Source organism: Mucilaginibacter sp. RCC_168 (genome assembly GCF_041355315.1).
In the GTDB taxonomy this organism is placed as follows: Bacteria; Bacteroidota; Bacteroidia; order Sphingobacteriales; family Sphingobacteriaceae; genus Mucilaginibacter.
The window spans coordinates 70,298-86,472 of sequence record NZ_JBFUPN010000006.1 but is presented as its reverse complement, the minus strand read 5'-3'; the positions used below and the strand labels follow the sequence as shown (position 1 = coordinate 86,472).

The following is a 16,175-nucleotide window of genomic DNA, read 5'->3' as shown; positions in this document are numbered from 1 at the left end:
TCAACTTCCGATGGAACATCTTCAATATAACATGAAAAACTAACCTAATATTAAAGGCATGTCGAAAAACATCAATCCCCTTTGGTGGCAAAACGGTATAATCTATCAGATATATCCAAGATCTTATCAGGATAGTAACAACGATGGCCTGGGCGATCTGCAGGGCATTATAAGCCGGCTCGAATACCTCCACTGGTTGGGTATTAATGCCATATGGCTGTCGCCAATATATCCTTCACCAATGAAAGATTTCGGCTATGATATTTCCAACTATACGGATATTGATCCTGTATTTGGCACCATGGCCGACTTTGATCTGCTGCTTTCCGCGGTGCACCGGATGGGCATGAAATTAATCCTCGACTTTGTGCCCAATCATACTTCGGATCAACACCCCTGGTTTTTAGCGTCAAAGTCATCAAAAGAAAGCCCTAAACGCGAATGGTATATCTGGCACGACCCAGCGCCTGAAGGTGGGCCGCCAAACAACTGGCTAAGCGTATTCGGTGGCAGCGGCTGGGAATGGGATGAACATACCGGCCAATACTATTATCATGGCTTTTTAAAGGAACAGCCCGACCTCAACTGGCGCAACCCGGAAGTGCAGGAAAATATGTTCAATATCCTGCGTTTCTGGCTTGATAAAGGTGTTGACGGATTCAGGGTTGATGTGATGTGGCACATGATCAAAGACGCGCAGTTCCGCGATAACCCGATAAATCCCGGATACCGGGCTGAAATGCCAACCTATGATCGGCTGCTCCCCGTTTACTCTACCGACCAGCCCGAAGTATTGGATATTGTTTTTAAAATGCGCCGTGTGCTGGATGAGTATCCCGAACGCGTCATGATAGGTGAGATCTATCTTCCTATACAACGGCTCATGATTTACTATGGCGATAAAAACAACGGAGCCCATCTTCCATTCAATTTCCTGCTGCTCTCTGTGCCCTGGGAACCCATAAAGATCGCAGCGGCTATAGCAGAATATGAAGGAGCTTTGCCACCCGGAGGCTCGCCTAACTGGGTGATGGGTAATCATGATCGCCCGCGTATAAGCAGCCGAATTGGCAGCGGCCAGACTAAAGTTGCCGCAATGCTGCTTTTAACGCTTAGAGGTATCCCGACGTTATATTACGGTGACGAAATCGGCATGCGAGACGTACCGATCCCGTTTGACGAAGTGCAGGATCCGCAGGGGTTAAATATGCCGGATAAGAACCTTAGCAGGGATCCATGCCGTACGCCTATGCAATGGAACGCCGAAATGAACGCAGGCTTTAGTGAAAGCAAACCTTGGCTTCGTATAGATAAGAATTATACGTTAAATAACGTTGACCGCCAAAAAGCAGATCATTATTCCCTATTAAACCTTTATCGCAAGCTTATCAGATTACGAACAGAGGAGCCGGCATTAAACATAGGTCGTTATATTCAGGTGTGTGCCGATGACCAGGCCATCTCCTACATTCGCGAAATCGAAGGCTCGTCGCGTTTTTTAGTCGTTCTTAATTTATCTCACCGGCCTTATTACTTCAAGACCACACAAAAAACGCTTAGTGGGCGAATTGAGATTTCAACTTTGCCTGAAATGGAGGGAATGATCACCCAAGGCACTATAGAGCTGGATGGCGATCAAGGAGTTGTTATGCGGCTGGATCAGTAAATCCTTTAAGTTATCTATTGGTTTAGTTTTCATTAGGCCCCGCCTGTCTTTATCACATATCAACCATTGGCTTACCAGGAATTTTCTGTACCATTTACTTTCTCGATAACTTCCTTCTTTATAAAATTTATAACAGATTCACTAAGCTCATCTCCTGATACTTGCTCAACTGAACCTTGGTCTGTTATTTGAAGTACCGCTGCTATATTGTTATCGATTAAAACATCCAGTCGATCGCCGCTGCGCTCTACCAAACATGACAATTCCCGCTCTGCATAGTTAAGCGTAAATAAATGACTGCTTACATCTTTACCAGTTTCCATTATATATTGTTTATCTGATTTGTAAACACAAATACTTTAAAATAGGTTTTATTCTTTTAATAATAAAACCTATTTTATCATCTGCCTGGCATCATTTACAGATATAGAAGGATGAAGAGACATGCAATATCACCCACAATTTCCTTTACTACCTATAGTTACTTTTTGCAAGCAAATCAATATTCACAGTCGACGCCAGGTATTGTTTTTTATTAATTTTTCGTTTAGTTCTGCGGATAATCAACAATAGCTGCAAATAATAATGTGTGTATGAAGATGAAAGTAAATGGCCCTAAACCATACTTGCATCATTATCCTATTCTCAAGTCTGTATGGATCCAATTAGCGAATATTTAGCCTTATTTTTTCTGCAAGCGCTTTAATTGAAGCACAATGCTGCTGTAAAATTGGTAATGTACGCTTGGCAAACGCGCGTATCTCCGGATCTTGAATTTGACCCGCGGCGTTTTTAAAAAGCGTTAACATTTTTTTATGATCCTTTATCATTAGTAAAATATAATTATTTTCAAAAGCTGTACCCGTAGTGCCGCCAAGCAATGGATCACGCGTAACATCATCAACAGATGGCACTTTAATATGGTAGCCTTTTGACTTAATTATCGATTTCAGCTCTCTATTCGCCTTGCCATGATCAGCAATCATTTTTTTTGCAAAATCTTTGACATCAGGGGTAATAGCTACATGCATAGCCATTTCACTGGCATTGATTTCTTTAAATCCACCAACTATTGCCTGAGAAATAAATGTCTTATCATCAACATCCTGCTTTGCGTTGAGTGCCTGTGCATCTGAAAAATGGCTATATATAATTATTGCTATAATCAAAGACAATCCCTTCATAATGTATTTAATATCTTTTTAAACCAGTACTACCGATACCATGTAACGGCGTCTTAAATGCAGATCATACCATGTGCCTGCTTATTAGTAACGCCGGTTAATATGAGAGGTTTCGAAAAGTACAAAATCAAGTATTTTATCTCCATCCAAGTGATTAATGACAATAGGTCAACGTATAAATACTGAAACACTCGATGTCAATGCGTTGATCTGGAAGAGGGTTACCAGACACAAGTAGGCTGGCGGTAAGCCATGATGTAACTAACGGTTATTATTGGTTTTCCCCTTATTGTCCCAATGATCTTTAATTATCTTACCGGATGTATCTACTACAAACCTGCGCACAAAACGTTCGCCTTTGATCTTACCGCTTTCATCTGCTTTGCCAACAAATAATAATACCGGCCGGCCAAAATCATTCGTTTTAAAGGCCAGATTATAACGGCCCATTTTGCGCTCAATAATAGTATCCGGCTCGTATGCTTTTTCCAGTACTTTAAATATCTCTTTTCCCAACTTCATCATATAGATTCAATTTATGGGGTTAACTTCTTAATTAAGTTATATAGCTCATTGCGTTCTGGATTCCACTAAGAGTAACTTGCACTACCTGCGCATTTAAAGACAGTATCCGCGCCGCACGTGCTTGTAAAAGCCTTAACTTTATCTTGCCATCTGCCCCGCGTACCTGGATTATTGTAATTGACTAAACCAATATAACCAGCGCCGATAACAATCACCTTTGATATGATATAGAGCGTTTCTATCAGTCAAGTAAACCGTGTCGCATCGCAAATCGGACCAAGGCTAAAGAATTACGGCTTTGGGTTTTATCCATCATTGATTGCCGGTGGCCTTCTACAGTTCTTCGGCTGGTAAACAGTTTATTAGCCGCTTCAACATTCGTAAAACCGTCAGCAATGAGCTTCAGCACATCCATTTCACGATCTGAAAATTCGACTTTCACGTTATCATCTTCTGCAAAGGCATAAGGCTTAATCACAGAGCGCTTAATTAACCGGTGTGTTAATGACGATGATACAAACGGTTTACCCGCTGATGCTTGTTTTAAGGCAAAAACCAATTCTTCGGTATCTGCCGTTTTACTTACGTAATTGGTAACGCCATTTTTAAAAGCTTGCTGAATAATATTTTCATCTTCATGCATAGAAAGCAGCACAATCGCCAATCCATCGAAATTTTCGCGAGCTGCTTTGGCCAGTTCCAAGCCATCCATTCCTGGCATATTTACATCAGCCAGTAAAACATCAGTTTTCACGCCGCTTGTTAATAGTTCAAGTGCCTGCTTTCCGTTGGCTGCCTCACCACTGACGTCAAAGCCCGATTCATGCAGCAGCAATTGCTTAATCCCTTGCCGAACAACATCGTGGTCATCAACAATTAGAACCCTTATCATTTTGATTTTTATTTAATTAAACTGAGATTCATATTAAATAGTTTTAATTAATAATTAATTATATATCAATTTAAATTTTTAATCACCAATTTTAACATTTCTTACCAGTGGACCTATATCCGTGACAATTCATGCCAACATATTAGGTACTTTTTAATAACAGTCGCATCGCTATCACCTTCCAGTTCTCCGGAAGTAAACGTTTTGGTTAAACCTTTGTCAAGGTTGACAACAATGTTGTCCCCCTCGTATAAACAACTATCACTCAATGATTGAAATGCTTAATACCGCGGCACGTAAAAATCACGATTTATCAGGTAATTTCCCATAAAACAGGCGCCACGTTGCTGTGTTGATCTTATTAGTAACCTATAAAAACAACAGTTATGGAAAACAATCAGAAATACGCCCTGATAACGGGCGCAACCAGCGGTATCGGTCTTGAACTGGCCAGGCTTTTTGCTAAAGATCAGTTCAACCTTATTATTGTTGCCCGCAACCAGCAGGGACTTGATCAAACTGCACAGGAACTAAGTGAAACGGGCGTCGATGTGATTCCCATTGCCTGCGACCTTTCCAAAATGGATGAAGTTGAAAGCCTCTGCACTGACATTGAACAACGAGGCTTACCAGTTCATGTGCTTGTTAATGATGCGGGGCAAGGGTTGTATGGCCTGTTTAAGGATACTGAACTGGCCCGGGAGCTGGATATTGTTCACCTTAATATCTGCGCAACAATCATCCTTACCAAGCATTTCGTAAAAAAGATGGTAGAAAGAAACGAAGGCCGAATTCTGAACCTTGCTTCTATCGCCAGCCGCACGCCGGGGCCATGGCAGTCGGTTTATCATGGCACTAAGGCCTTTGTGCTATCGTTCAGTGAGGCTATTCGTGAAGAACTGAAGGACTATAATATCACAGTGACTGCCCTGTTGCCGGGCCCAACCGATACCGATTTCTTCAATAAAGCAGAAATGCAGGATAGCAAGATCGTTCAGGACAAATCTTCACTTTCTGATCCTGCCAGGGTTGCCAAAGATAGTTATGAGGCGTTAATGACAGGCGACGATCACGTGGTATCCGGTTTTAAAAATAAAATGATGATGCTAATGACAAGCATTACCCCAGAAAGTACCATTGCAGGAATGATGGCCGGAATGCAGGAGCCGGCTGAAAAGAGGTAAAATTATCTCTGATAGCTTATATGGCGGCGGCGAGAATCCGTCGCCACTTTTTTATGTCAACAACCGCTATTTAGTGTCAATTTTTAGTATCGATCAAAAAAAGACAGGCCTTCAAAAGCTACGTTTTGTCACTCATGAATTAAATCAATTAAAACCTTTATTCGATCAAATGCTTATTAATAAAACACAACTATGCCCGAAGGCCCAAGCTTAGTGATATTAAAAGAAAAGTTGCAGCTATTTATTGGTCAGAGAATAATAATGGCCAATGGATACGCAAAGGGCTTTAATCCGGAGATTTTGATAAACCGGGTAATAACAGACATCAGATCATGGGGCAAATACTTGATTATTAGCTTCCAGGATTTTTCTATCAAGATACATCTGGGCCTGTTTGGCAGTTATAAGATAAACGAACGGGGCAAAAAAGAGGCATCATTACACATTCGCGGTGAACAGGATGAGGTAAATTTTTATATCAGTAACGTAAAATTAATCGAGCAGTCTCCCGAACAGTTATTCGATTGGACGGCCGATGTTATGAGCCCTGATTTCAACGTAAGGGATGCACGCAAAAAACTGTTGCTGAAACCAGAAAAAATGATCTGTGATGTCTTGCTGGATCAGCATATATTTGCCGGATCGGGTAATATTGTAAAGAACGAAGTTTTGTTCAGAACAAGGGTACATCCGGAAAGCAAAATTGGTCTTATACCAGCACGAAAGCAGCGTGAGCTAATTAACGAAGTTATTAATTTTTGTAATGACTTTTATGAATGGCGTAAGGCAGGAACGCTGCGAAAACACCTGCAGGCTCATGAAAAACAAATGTGTCCTCGTAATAACGTACCATTAATTAAAGCTGATCTGGGGAAAACAAACCGCCATTGCTACTACTGCACTCTTTGTCAAAAAAAATATGGATAATTAACTGTACTCTCATTAGACTAAGGAACTTTGACATTGAAGTGATCTTTCTATAGCCCAGCAGCTTTAAACAATCAAGTTTCGGGGCAAACATTTTTGTATTATCTTTGGAGTTTATCAGCAATAATCTCCTTAAAAGCAGAGGAATCAGCAATTGATTTATGTTTATTTTGTTATTTTAAAACAAATGCATAAACCAGCAGCAGTATAATAATCATTGCCCAAACTATCGCTAACGTTTTTTCAGGACGTTCAATATCATAGCTTGTCCAGTCTCTTTTTCTTTTCTCATTATTCATTTCATTTGCAATTACGGGTAAACATTTATTTTATTAGGACCAACTGAGATCATCTAAGCCAGATTTATGGGTGTTTTGTGGTTATTAGTTAACAACTGTCGGCTACTGTAGCTATCAGAAAGAATAAAGGAGTAACGGAACTTATATGGGGATTAACAGCTTCGTATTGGCGTTGGTTTTTGAAAAATTGAAATTTTATCTCGACTTCTGTTGGACTCGGTTCTCCGTAAAAATCTCCAGAATCATATTTTCTTAAATAACATTAAATTTAATTTATTAATTATAAATTAAACAACTATCCTTTTAATTTGTCTTGATAATATCAAATAATTGAAATATGAGATTAAATTATCATCAAGATTAATCGGATGTATCACAGACTGCACTTTGTAGCCATGCGGTAGCAAAGTCCGGTTTAGGTAAAATAACGGCTAATGTCGACCACCCAAGCCATTAAAGAAATCACTTCTATTCAAATAATATCTGACAAATTCAAACATAAAACATCATGAAAAAATCAATTCGTTTATTACCAGTGGCTATATTGCTCACTTTATCGTTAGCAGCATGTAAAGGTCATAATTCATCAACAGAAAAAGATAGTACTTCTACGAGTATGGGAGCAAAGAACGGGGGTGGTGCTTCTGGCGTACCGGATTCCACGTCGTCAAACATGTCTACGGACACTGGTAGGCAAGACAGCGCAAAAAAAGATAAAGGAATTGTACCATAGATCAGGCGGTCGGAAAACTTCAATGTTACAGTAATAATAATTGGCCTGTGTTCATTCCGAGCACAGGCCGATATTGCAGGAACTCATCAGGTGTCCTCCCCTTGCTCTGCCACTGCTTCTCCGAATAATGCCAATTACTTCATTATTATCCTTTCAATATAAATCTTTACAAATTGCGACAATCGCTCACACTTTTCCGTCTGCTGCATAGTTATATCACAGGTCCAATAGCCTTATACGGCGCCCGGAATAATCTGGTGGCTAATCATAGGCGGTAATAATCGTAACATTGCGCAACGAAGATCAGGTATTAAATTTTACGACCAGCTGCAATGGCTCGCAGCTGGTCGCCAGACTTTCGCCTTTTTGGGATCAGCCCCGAATGCTTGATTCAATGTATTTTCATACCCTATCTATTATACAATTTAACCAACCGCCTAATTCTTGCCGCTATTTCTGGCTTAAGTTGTCTGCTTAGCAATCGCCAGCCCCAGTTGTTACGTTTAGTTGAGGGCATGTTCATACGTGCTTCTGCATCCAATCCTAAAACATCCTGCAATGGTATAATGGCGATAGCCGAAACGGAAGAATAACACAGCTCCATAAGTAAACGGCTAACATTCCCTTTATTAATGCGGGTACGAAGATAGCTTGCCAATCGCTTTCGCTCATTTGGAGTTGTATTTTCCTTGTACCAGCCCAGGGTGGTATTATTGTCGTGGGTTCCGGTATAAGTAACGCTGTTGACTACATGGTTATGCGGTATATGAACAGAAACGGGCATATCATCTCCAAACGCATAATGTAACAAATTCATGCCGGCAAGGCCAATCTTGTCACGCAATTCGTATACCCCCTGACTAACATCACCCAGATCTTCTGCAATAAAGGGTAATCCACCTAAACTTTGCTTAAAGGCATCAAAAATGGCGCTACCTGGTCCAGGTTTCCAACTACCATTTATGGCTACGCTTTCACCCACGGGCACTTCCCAGTAATCATAAAATGCGCGAAAATGATCCAGTCGGATCAGGTCAAAAAACTCACGGTTCTTTTTCATCCTGTCTATCCACCAACTGTAGCCAGTGCTTTCCAGTTTATCCCAACGGTAAACAGGCATATCCCACAGCTGGCCATTGGCATTAAAATAGTCCGGAGGTACGCCAGCAATTCCGGCCATATTTTTATTTTTGTCGAGGCTAAAAATTTCAGGATGCGTCCACACATCAACTGAATCATAACTGACATAGAACGGCATATCACCCAAAAAACGAACGCCCCGTTGATTACTATATATTTTGAGCTTTGTCCATTGGCTAAAGAATTTGAATTGGAGCCACTTTATAAAATCGATCTCAATCTGATTAGCTTTCCCGAAAGAGGCCAATGCCTGTTTATCCCTCCTTTTGAAAGCTTCATCCCAAGTGTACCATGGCTTACCTTTATAATGCAATTTCAATGTTTCATATAAAGCGAAGTCATCCAGCCAAAAACTTTCTTTCGCTTTAAAACGGTCAAAACCTAACAGGTCATCTGCCGACGCACTTTTAGTAAAATGATGATATGCAATATCAAATAACTTTGTTTTAACAGCTTGCGCACCTTCAAAATTGACTGTGTTTGTTTCGGGCAAATAATACCGGAACACTTCATCCGCATCAAGCAAACCATCATCAACCAGATCATCCGGGCTTATTAATAAGGTGTTCCCAGCCATACTTGAAGATGCACTATAAGGTGAGTAACCGGCCGCTTCTACCGTTGGATTAACCGGTAATACTTGCCAGTAACTTTGTTGCGCATCGGCCAGGAAATCTGCGAATTGCCGCGCAAACGGCCCCATATCGCCTATACCGTAACGCGAGGGCAACGAGGTGATATGCATAATGATGCCCGCGCTTCTTTTTTGTTGTACTTGAGCTCTTAAAACACATACGGGAAATAATTGTAAGGCTTCACTTACCGAAATATGACCATTGAAAATGCTTTTTTCGTTCGTCAATACTGCGGTCCATTGCACCGGAATGTCATCAGGCAATACAACCTGGGTGTCTTCCCAATTAAAACCAAAAGGCTGGTCTGTTAGCTTAGCTAAATGTAATGGCGCTATCACGACCATCCAATTGCGCAGATGGCGCCTGCCGAAAGCGATGACATTGTCTTTGTATTTTCCGCTAACTTGTAAGGGAATATATATTCCGGCCGAAAACAAATCTGCATATTGAGCGCGTTCGTGCAATAATTTATCGGTGAGCCATATTTTTATTGATCCGGTGTAACGATTTGCCCACAAGGTTTTAAGGTCATAATTGCGTGCCGCATTCAACTGCTGCTTCCTTATCCCAAAGTCAACCGGACGGCGATTATCCGGGTCAACCAGGCTGAAGTCCCAAAGTTCGCATCCCTGATATATATCCGGAGTGCCAGGACAAGTGACTTTAAGTAATAGTTGCACTAATGAGTTTATAACAAAATGGTCGGCCAATTTAGCCTGCAAAGCGTCGAGGCTTTTCTGAATGCGCCCGCCTGCATTAAGTATGCCCTCGGTAAAGGCGAGGGTTGCCTGTTCATAGTTCTCATTGGGTTCTGCCCACTGGCTGTTAACTTTACCTTCACGCAAGGCCTTAGCTATGTAATCTGCAAGTCGTTCCGTAAAGTTATCCTGTGGCTGTCCGGGTAAGGCGAAAGCTCCTGCCAGCGTTTGGTAAATCAGATAAGTATCATTAGCATCTGGTGCGTTGTTTCGTTTAAACTTTTTATGCTCGCGCTGCCATTCTGTTACGGTTTGAAACCATTTTTCGGCCATATCGGTCAGTACATTCAGTTTAGCCCTCACATCCTCTCCTCGTTTAGTGTCATGGGTGGAGGTTGCGTTTAATGAAAGTGGCCACTTTGCCTGGCGTTCGATCATCAGTTGATGAAAGTTATTGATACTTAAACCAAACTCTCCTGGCGAATCGCCCACCTCATTGTGAGCAATAAACCTTTCATGGGTATACATTAATGTGTCTTCTACCCCTTTTGCCATAAGCGGCCCGGTAAACTGCATACAACGTTGATAAAACCTTAAGGCAGCGGCGCGTTTTTGTTCATTGGCGTGAGGGCGGGTTAACACTTTCCTTAGTAACGAAGTGGCCTCTTCCAGTTCAGGCTTTGCCATTTTAACCGCATCAAGTAAGCCGACAACATTAGCCGACTCCTGTTTACTCAAGGGCATCCGGTTGCCATAAAATCGATAAATCGGGCATCTGATTAAAAATTCTGCAATCGCCGATTTCATATGAGCCGCCGGAATCTTTCGAAGTTTGTTTTGTTTGGCAAGATCCAGATCAATAAAAAGCTGATATAGATTTTCGAGCTCACCACCCATATGTTGATAAAGAATTGCAGCCTTTTTTTCAAGGATGGACTTTGCAACCGGTCGCGCGTTCCCAACAATCTGCCGGTAAAAATCTGTGAACTGCTTTTTGCTATCCGCCGATGTTAACAGATTATTGACGATAGCCAGGAAATCATAACCTGTGTTACCTTGTACCGGCCATTCCTGCGGAAATTGCTCTCCGCTTTCCAGTATCTTTTCTACAACAATGTATGTCTCTGTGCCAACCATCTCACGTAGGCGAAAAAGGTAACCGGCAGGATCATATAGGCCGTCAATATGATCTACCCTTAGCCCCTGGAATATCCCTTTATCCAGGAGTTGCTTTATGAATTTATGATATTCATGAAATACCTCTTCCTTTTGTATGTTCAGGCAGATGAGGCTGTTTACCGTAAAAAAACGCCGGTAATTAATGGCTTTATCACTTTCTTGCCAAAAACAAAGCCGGTAGTATTGTTCATCTGTAACCTTTTGCAGTAAGTCCGGATCTTTGTTAATTAATTCAAGCGCCGAGTTCAAATATAGCTTGACGGCTTCCCTACCCTTTGCCGCAAGCAGGTTGTTTTTAATAGAGCCGGAGGTGGTCTTTTTTGCGGCAATACGTTTAATTTCCGTCGGTATTGCATTCCCGTTTAATTGAATTAAACGGAGATAGGTATGTCGGTTGACCGGGTATAACTGTTCTGCATATTGCAGAAATAACCCCTTTTCATTCCAAGTGAGTCTGATATCACCGGTTTTGATCAAATCTGGTAAGGGGCTGCCCAGGAAAGGCACCATCAGCTTACCCTTAAATTCTGCAACACCCCATAGGATATCAAAAAAATCCGCATACTGTGAATCCCGGCCGTTTTCTAAAACATCCATCAGCCAACTATTATTTGAATGGAAAGCCATGTGATTAGGCACAATATCCTGTAGCCAGCTTATCCCCAGCGTTTTTAAAACAGAACTGATTTCTTCCAATTCCGTTAAGGTTCCAATTTCGGGATTAATTCGATGTGGATTAACCACATCATAACCATGATTACTGCCCGGTGTTGCTTCGAAAACAGGGGATGCATAAATTGTTTTCACCCCGAGGTTATGGAGATAAGGCAAAATATTTTTAAAATCTTTAAAGGTAAATCCCTTATGAAATTGCAGGCGGTAAGTAGAAATGGGATTAAACATATTGTTCAAATATTAAAATGCTTGCTGGTGGCAATTTGATTATTGGGCGGTCAATTTTGATATCTCGTCCAATTGGTCCGTTCCATTGCCGGTCAGCCGAATTAAAGATGATTTGACTGTTACGATATTGGGGCAGAGGGGCCTCTTGTGCCTCCTCTGAGAAATTAAGTAAACAGAGGACAGAACTGCCTGCTTGCGAACGCGACACTGATAACACCCGCGATTCTTGATCGGCCTCAGCCCGGCATCTATCGCGGTTAGTGGTACGCAATGCGGGATGGCTTTTTCGCAAAGTGATCAACGCCTTATAGTAGTTCAGCATACATTGATGCAGCGGCTGTGAAAGCACGTGCCAGCTTAATTTTGAGTCTCTGAAAGTTTTCTCGGCCTGCGGATCCGGCGCTTCACCTTTCGTATGGAAAGCCGCAAATTCCTGCTTTCGTCCCTGTCTCACAAGTTTTATCAGTTCGGGATCAGTATGGCTAACAAAATAAAGAAATGGATTGGGCTCACTATACTCTTCGCCCATAAAAAGCATGGGTAAAAACGGGCTGACGAAAACTGTTGCCGCCATTAGTTTTTGTATTTCAAAACTAAACAGCTGGCTTGAACGCTCACCCAGCATCCGATTGCCTACCTGATCATGGTTTTGAGAAAACACCACAAATTGCTCCCCAAGGTTGTAAGTAGGGTCGGCACCAAATGATTTATCCCGCTGTGCAGAATATTGACCATGATAAACATACGCATGATTGAAAACCTCGGCCAGATCGCCGATCCCATTAAAATCGCTGTAATAGCCTTCTTTTTCACCCCCGGCAGTTACTCTCAGGGCATGGTGGAACTCATCGGTCCACTGAGCATTCATGCCATAGCCTCCTTTATCTGGCGGGTTAACAAAACGCGGATCATTGAGATCACACTCCACAATCAGGTAATATTTCTTGCCGCTATTCTGGCTTAATTGGTCAACGTATTCTTTTAACTCCGCCAGAATATGTTTCGTGCTGAAATCTCTAATAGCATGAACTGCATCCATGCGCAGTGCATCAATATGGAAATCGCGAAGCCACATTAAAGCGTTTTCTATAAAGAACCGGCGGACACCATCACAACCCGCATCATCAAAATTCACGGCATTCCCCCAGGGTGTTTTGTATTTTTCGGTAAAAAAAGGAGCGTATTCAGCAAGGTAATTCCCCTCTGGTCCGAGATGGTTGTAGACTACATCCAGTATTACGGCCAATCCTTTTTCATGGCAGGAATTGACAAGCCGTTGTAAATCAAAAGGGCCACCATAACTTTCCTGAACGGCAAAGGGGAAAACGCCGTCATAACCCCAGTTCCGCTCTCCCGGAAATTGAGCCACCGGCATTAATTCAATGGCGGTTATGCCCAGTGATTGTAAATAATCCAGCTTTTCGGCAATGCCATCAAAGGTACCTTCCACACTAAAGGTTCCGGTGTGCAATTCATAAATGATGTACTCTTCCAATGGTATATTTTGCCAATGCTGATCCTTCCATACAAACTCATTCAAATCAAAAGCTTTTGAAGCTCCATGAACCTCTGGCTGCCATAATGCCGTGATATCGGGCAATACATTTTCATCCAACACCATCTGATAGTTCATTCCCGGCTTTAAACAGTCCGTAATCAATTGCCAGTAACCATGATCTTGTTTTTCCAGTGTTAAATTTTCGTTTTCCTCTATACGAATCAGCACATTTTTGGCCTTGGGCGCCCAAACCAATATTTGGGTCTTTCCATTTAAGTTAAAATTTACACCAATGCCTCGTCTATCTATCATCAGTTCATCCATGACGTTTATTTTCATTTTGAATAAGTATAACAGACCTGCCTTCAACGTGAATCGTATCCCCCGGCTTGAATTCCTTTAACCCTGGATCTTCCGTTTTACTGGTATCCATCACAACTTTCCAGAGCAAACCGTATTTCTTATTAGGAATCTTATAATCCAAGCCTTCGTGATGCGCATTAAAGATGAGGTAAAAATCATCGTCTATAACCGGGTTACCTTCCGAATCTACACTACGGATGCCCTCACCGCTGAGATATATGGCAACAGACTTTGCAGATCTGTCATGCCAATGATGTTCTTCCATTTGGGTACCGTCTGGCAGGAACCAGGCGATATCTTCAATTTTTGTATCCTTTGCGGGTACGCCTTTAAACCAGTTTTTGCGGGAGAATACAGAATGGTCATTCCTCAAATGAATGAGCTTGCGGGTGAATTCCAGCAAATCATGATCAGCATTTTCCCAATTGAGCCACGAAATCTCATTGTCCTGGCAATATGCGTTATTATTACCTCCTTGTGTTCGGCCGATCTCATCTCCAGAAACCAGCATCGGTACGCCCTGTGACAAAAATAAAGTTGCCAAAAAATTCCTTTTTTGCCTTGATCGTAATGCATTGATGGCCTCATCATCGGTTGGGCCTTCAATTCCGCAGTTCCATGAGCGGTTATGGCTTTCCCCATCATTGTTATCCTCGCCGTTGGCTTCGTTATGCTTTTCATTGTACGAAACAAGATCATGCAGCGTAAAGCCATCGTGGGCGGTAATAAAGTTAATACTGGCGGTGGGGCGGCGATAGTCCTGATAAAGATCCGCACTACCGGTAACGCGGTCAGCAAATTCTGAGATGATATTTTCAGATCCGTTCCAGTAATCACGGATACAATCCCTGTATTTTCCATTCCATTCTGCCCAACCCGGCGGAAACTTACCCACCTGGTAACCGCCTTCTCCCACATCCCAGGGTTCGGCGATCAACTTCACCTGAGAAATAACCGGGTCTTGATGAATGATGTCAAAGAAAGCGCTAAGCCGGTTTACTTCATGCAATTCGCGGGCAAGCGTAGAAGCCAGATCAAAACGAAAACCGTCAACATGCATTTCGGTGATCCAATACCGCAAACTATCCATCATAAGCCGAAGTACATTGGGCAAATTGGCATTAAGCGTATTACCCGTTCCAGTATAATCATTGTAGTAGCGTTTATCGTCGGTTAGCCGGTAATAAGAAGCATTGTCGATCCCTTTGAATGAAAGCGTTGGCCCCAGATGGTTACCTTCGGCGGTATGATTGTATACAACGTCAAGAATCACCTGGATTCCTGCCTTGTGCAATTGCTTAACCATTTCCTTGAACTCATTCACCTGTTGCCCACGAACTCCCATGGACGAATACCGGGCGTCAGGCGCAAAAAAGCAGAGTGTGTTGTAACCCCAATAATTGCTTAAACCTTTTTCTTTAAGCGACCGATCTGAAACGAAATGATGAACCGGCATCAGTTCTATAGCTGATATACCGAGGTCTTTCAAATACTTAATCGTATTTGGATGGGCAATACCAGCATAAGTTCCGCGGATATTTTCAGGAATTTCTGGATTCAAATAAGTAAATCCTTTAACATGAGTTTCATAGATCACCGTATTGTAATATTGCAGAGAGGGTGATTCGTCACCTTCCCAATCAAAATGCGGATCAATGACAACGGATTTAGGAACAAAAGGTGCACTGTCTTTTTCACTGAAACTTAAATCTTCATCTTCGCTGCCCACTTCATAACCAAACAAAGCATCATCCCATTGAATTGAACCTGCGATCGCCTTTGCATAGGGGTCAGACAGAAGCTTATTATAGTTAAAGCGATGGCCATTTCCAGGCTCATAAGGGCCGCTAACTCTATAGCCGTATAGTTGTCCCTGCTTAAGGTCTTTGACATAGATATGCCAGATAAAATCGGTCCTTTCGGTCAGACGGATCTTCGTTGATTCTATTTCTTCTTTTTCGGTATCAAAAAGGCAAAGATCTACAGCTGTAGCGTTTTCGGAATATAGGGCAAAGTTTACACCTTTCCCGTCAAATGTTGCGCCTAAGGGATATGGCTTTCCCGGTAACAATTTTGAACTCATGGAAATTAATTAATACTATTTAATAGCCTGGCAGGATACTTGCCGGCTTTATATTAATTAAAATATTTCCAAAAGGTTTTTAATAAACTTAAATTTTATATTTATAATTAAAAATATTACTATATGATTAACTATTAAAAACTTTTGCTGTGGATCAGGTTGTTTACATGACAAGCACTGCTAACTGATGTTATTGTGCGGTCAGCTAAAAACGAAATTTATATGGTTCAAAACGGCAAGCAAAGAGTAATCATTACAAACATATC

General features: G+C 41.8%; 12 protein-coding genes. 4 read left to right on the top strand and 8 right to left on the bottom strand.

Annotated elements, in window-relative coordinates; genetic code table 11:
• Positions 1–58 precede the first annotated feature (58 nt).
• Positions 59–1,666 carry an alpha-amylase family glycosyl hydrolase gene (locus AB6735_RS06790; protein ID WP_370995109.1) on the top strand — a complete coding sequence of 536 codons (1,608 nt, stop codon included), beginning with the start codon at positions 59–61 and terminating at the stop codon, positions 1,664–1,666.
• 71 nt (positions 1,667–1,737) lie between these two features.
• On the opposite strand, the gene AB6735_RS06785 is transcribed toward AB6735_RS06790, so the two are convergent.
• From AB6735_RS06785 to AB6735_RS06770, 4 genes are all read right to left on the bottom strand, one after another.
• Positions 1,738–1,989, bottom strand: coding sequence for a hypothetical protein (locus AB6735_RS06785; RefSeq protein ID WP_370995108.1), 252 nt, complete (start codon positions 1,987–1,989; stop codon positions 1,738–1,740).
• Positions 1,990–2,331: 342 nt separating this feature from the next.
• Positions 2,332–2,850 carry a DUF4142 domain-containing protein gene (locus AB6735_RS06780; protein ID WP_370995107.1) on the bottom strand — a complete coding sequence of 173 codons (519 nt, stop codon included), beginning with the start codon at positions 2,848–2,850 and terminating at the stop codon, positions 2,332–2,334.
• 261 nt (positions 2,851–3,111) lie between these two features.
• Positions 3,112–3,375: a hypothetical protein gene (locus tag AB6735_RS06775; RefSeq protein WP_370995106.1), complete on the bottom strand. Its 264-nt coding sequence runs from the start codon at positions 3,373–3,375 to the stop codon at positions 3,112–3,114.
• A gap of 241 nt (positions 3,376–3,616) precedes the next feature.
• Positions 3,617–4,267, bottom strand: coding sequence for a response regulator (locus tag AB6735_RS06770; protein WP_370995105.1), 651 nt, complete (start codon positions 4,265–4,267; stop codon positions 3,617–3,619).
• Positions 4,268–4,653: 386 nt separating this feature from the next.
• Here AB6735_RS06770 and AB6735_RS06765 point away from each other — a divergent pair, with 386 nt between their 5' ends.
• Both AB6735_RS06765 and AB6735_RS06760 read left to right on the top strand, forming a co-directional pair.
• Positions 4,654–5,451: an SDR family NAD(P)-dependent oxidoreductase gene (locus AB6735_RS06765; protein ID WP_370995104.1), complete on the top strand. Its 798-nt coding sequence runs from the start codon at positions 4,654–4,656 to the stop codon at positions 5,449–5,451.
• Between the two features lie 192 nt (positions 5,452–5,643).
• Positions 5,644–6,378, top strand: a complete 735-nt coding sequence (locus tag AB6735_RS06760) for a DNA-formamidopyrimidine glycosylase family protein (protein WP_370995103.1) — start codon at positions 5,644–5,646, stop codon at positions 6,376–6,378.
• Between the two features lie 173 nt (positions 6,379–6,551).
• On the opposite strand, the gene AB6735_RS06755 is transcribed toward AB6735_RS06760, so the two are convergent.
• Complete coding sequence (locus tag AB6735_RS06755) at positions 6,552–6,677, bottom strand: hypothetical protein (RefSeq protein ID WP_370995102.1); 126 nt, start codon at positions 6,675–6,677, stop codon at positions 6,552–6,554.
• A gap of 508 nt (positions 6,678–7,185) precedes the next feature.
• Between AB6735_RS06755 and AB6735_RS06750 the strand changes: the two genes are divergently transcribed.
• Entirely contained in the window at positions 7,186–7,410 is a 225-nt protein-coding gene (locus AB6735_RS06750; protein WP_370995101.1) for a hypothetical protein, read from the top strand.
• A 409-nt stretch (positions 7,411–7,819) separates the two neighbouring features.
• Here AB6735_RS06750 and treY read toward each other — a convergent pair whose 3' ends face one another.
• The 3 genes from treY to glgX are packed head-to-tail and all read right to left on the bottom strand — an operon-like array spanning position 7,820 to position 15,909.
• Entirely contained in the window at positions 7,820–11,965 is a 4,146-nt protein-coding gene (treY, locus tag AB6735_RS06745; RefSeq protein WP_370995100.1) for a malto-oligosyltrehalose synthase, read from the bottom strand.
• Positions 11,958–13,802, bottom strand: a complete 1,845-nt coding sequence (gene treZ / locus AB6735_RS06740) for a malto-oligosyltrehalose trehalohydrolase (protein ID WP_370995099.1) — start codon at positions 13,800–13,802, stop codon at positions 11,958–11,960. The genes treY and treZ overlap by 8 nt, the downstream gene beginning before the upstream one ends.
• The gene (gene glgX / locus AB6735_RS06735) at positions 13,780–15,909 is read right to left on the bottom strand and encodes a glycogen debranching protein GlgX (protein ID WP_370995098.1); all 2,130 of its coding nucleotides are present in this window, start codon (positions 15,907–15,909) and stop codon (positions 13,780–13,782) included. Before glgX ends, treZ begins: the two co-directional genes overlap by 23 nt.
• Positions 15,910–16,175 lie beyond the last annotated feature (266 nt).

Bases quoted from the DNA above. Each gene is read 5' to 3' on its own strand.
- AB6735_RS06790 (WP_370995109.1), top strand. From the start codon at position 59: ATGTCGAAAAACATCAATCCCCTTTGGTGGCAAAACGGTATAATCTAT.
- AB6735_RS06785 (WP_370995108.1), bottom strand. From the start codon at position 1,989: ATGGAAACTGGTAAAGATGTAAGCAGTCATTTATTTACGCTTAACTAT.
- AB6735_RS06780 (WP_370995107.1), bottom strand. From the start codon at position 2,850: ATGAAGGGATTGTCTTTGATTATAGCAATAATTATATATAGCCATTTT.
- AB6735_RS06775 (WP_370995106.1), bottom strand. From the start codon at position 3,375: ATGATGAAGTTGGGAAAAGAGATATTTAAAGTACTGGAAAAAGCATAC.
- AB6735_RS06770 (WP_370995105.1), bottom strand. From the start codon at position 4,267: ATGATAAGGGTTCTAATTGTTGATGACCACGATGTTGTTCGGCAAGGG.
- AB6735_RS06765 (WP_370995104.1), top strand. From the start codon at position 4,654: ATGGAAAACAATCAGAAATACGCCCTGATAACGGGCGCAACCAGCGGT.
- AB6735_RS06760 (WP_370995103.1), top strand. From the start codon at position 5,644: ATGCCCGAAGGCCCAAGCTTAGTGATATTAAAAGAAAAGTTGCAGCTA.
- AB6735_RS06755 (WP_370995102.1), bottom strand. From the start codon at position 6,677: ATGAATAATGAGAAAAGAAAAAGAGACTGGACAAGCTATGATATTGAA.
- AB6735_RS06750 (WP_370995101.1), top strand. From the start codon at position 7,186: ATGAAAAAATCAATTCGTTTATTACCAGTGGCTATATTGCTCACTTTA.
- treY (WP_370995100.1), bottom strand. From the start codon at position 11,965: ATGTTTAATCCCATTTCTACTTACCGCCTGCAATTTCATAAGGGATTT.
- treZ (WP_370995099.1), bottom strand. From the start codon at position 13,802: ATGAAAATAAACGTCATGGATGAACTGATGATAGATAGACGAGGCATT.
- glgX (WP_370995098.1), bottom strand. From the start codon at position 15,909: ATGAGTTCAAAATTGTTACCGGGAAAGCCATATCCCTTAGGCGCAACA.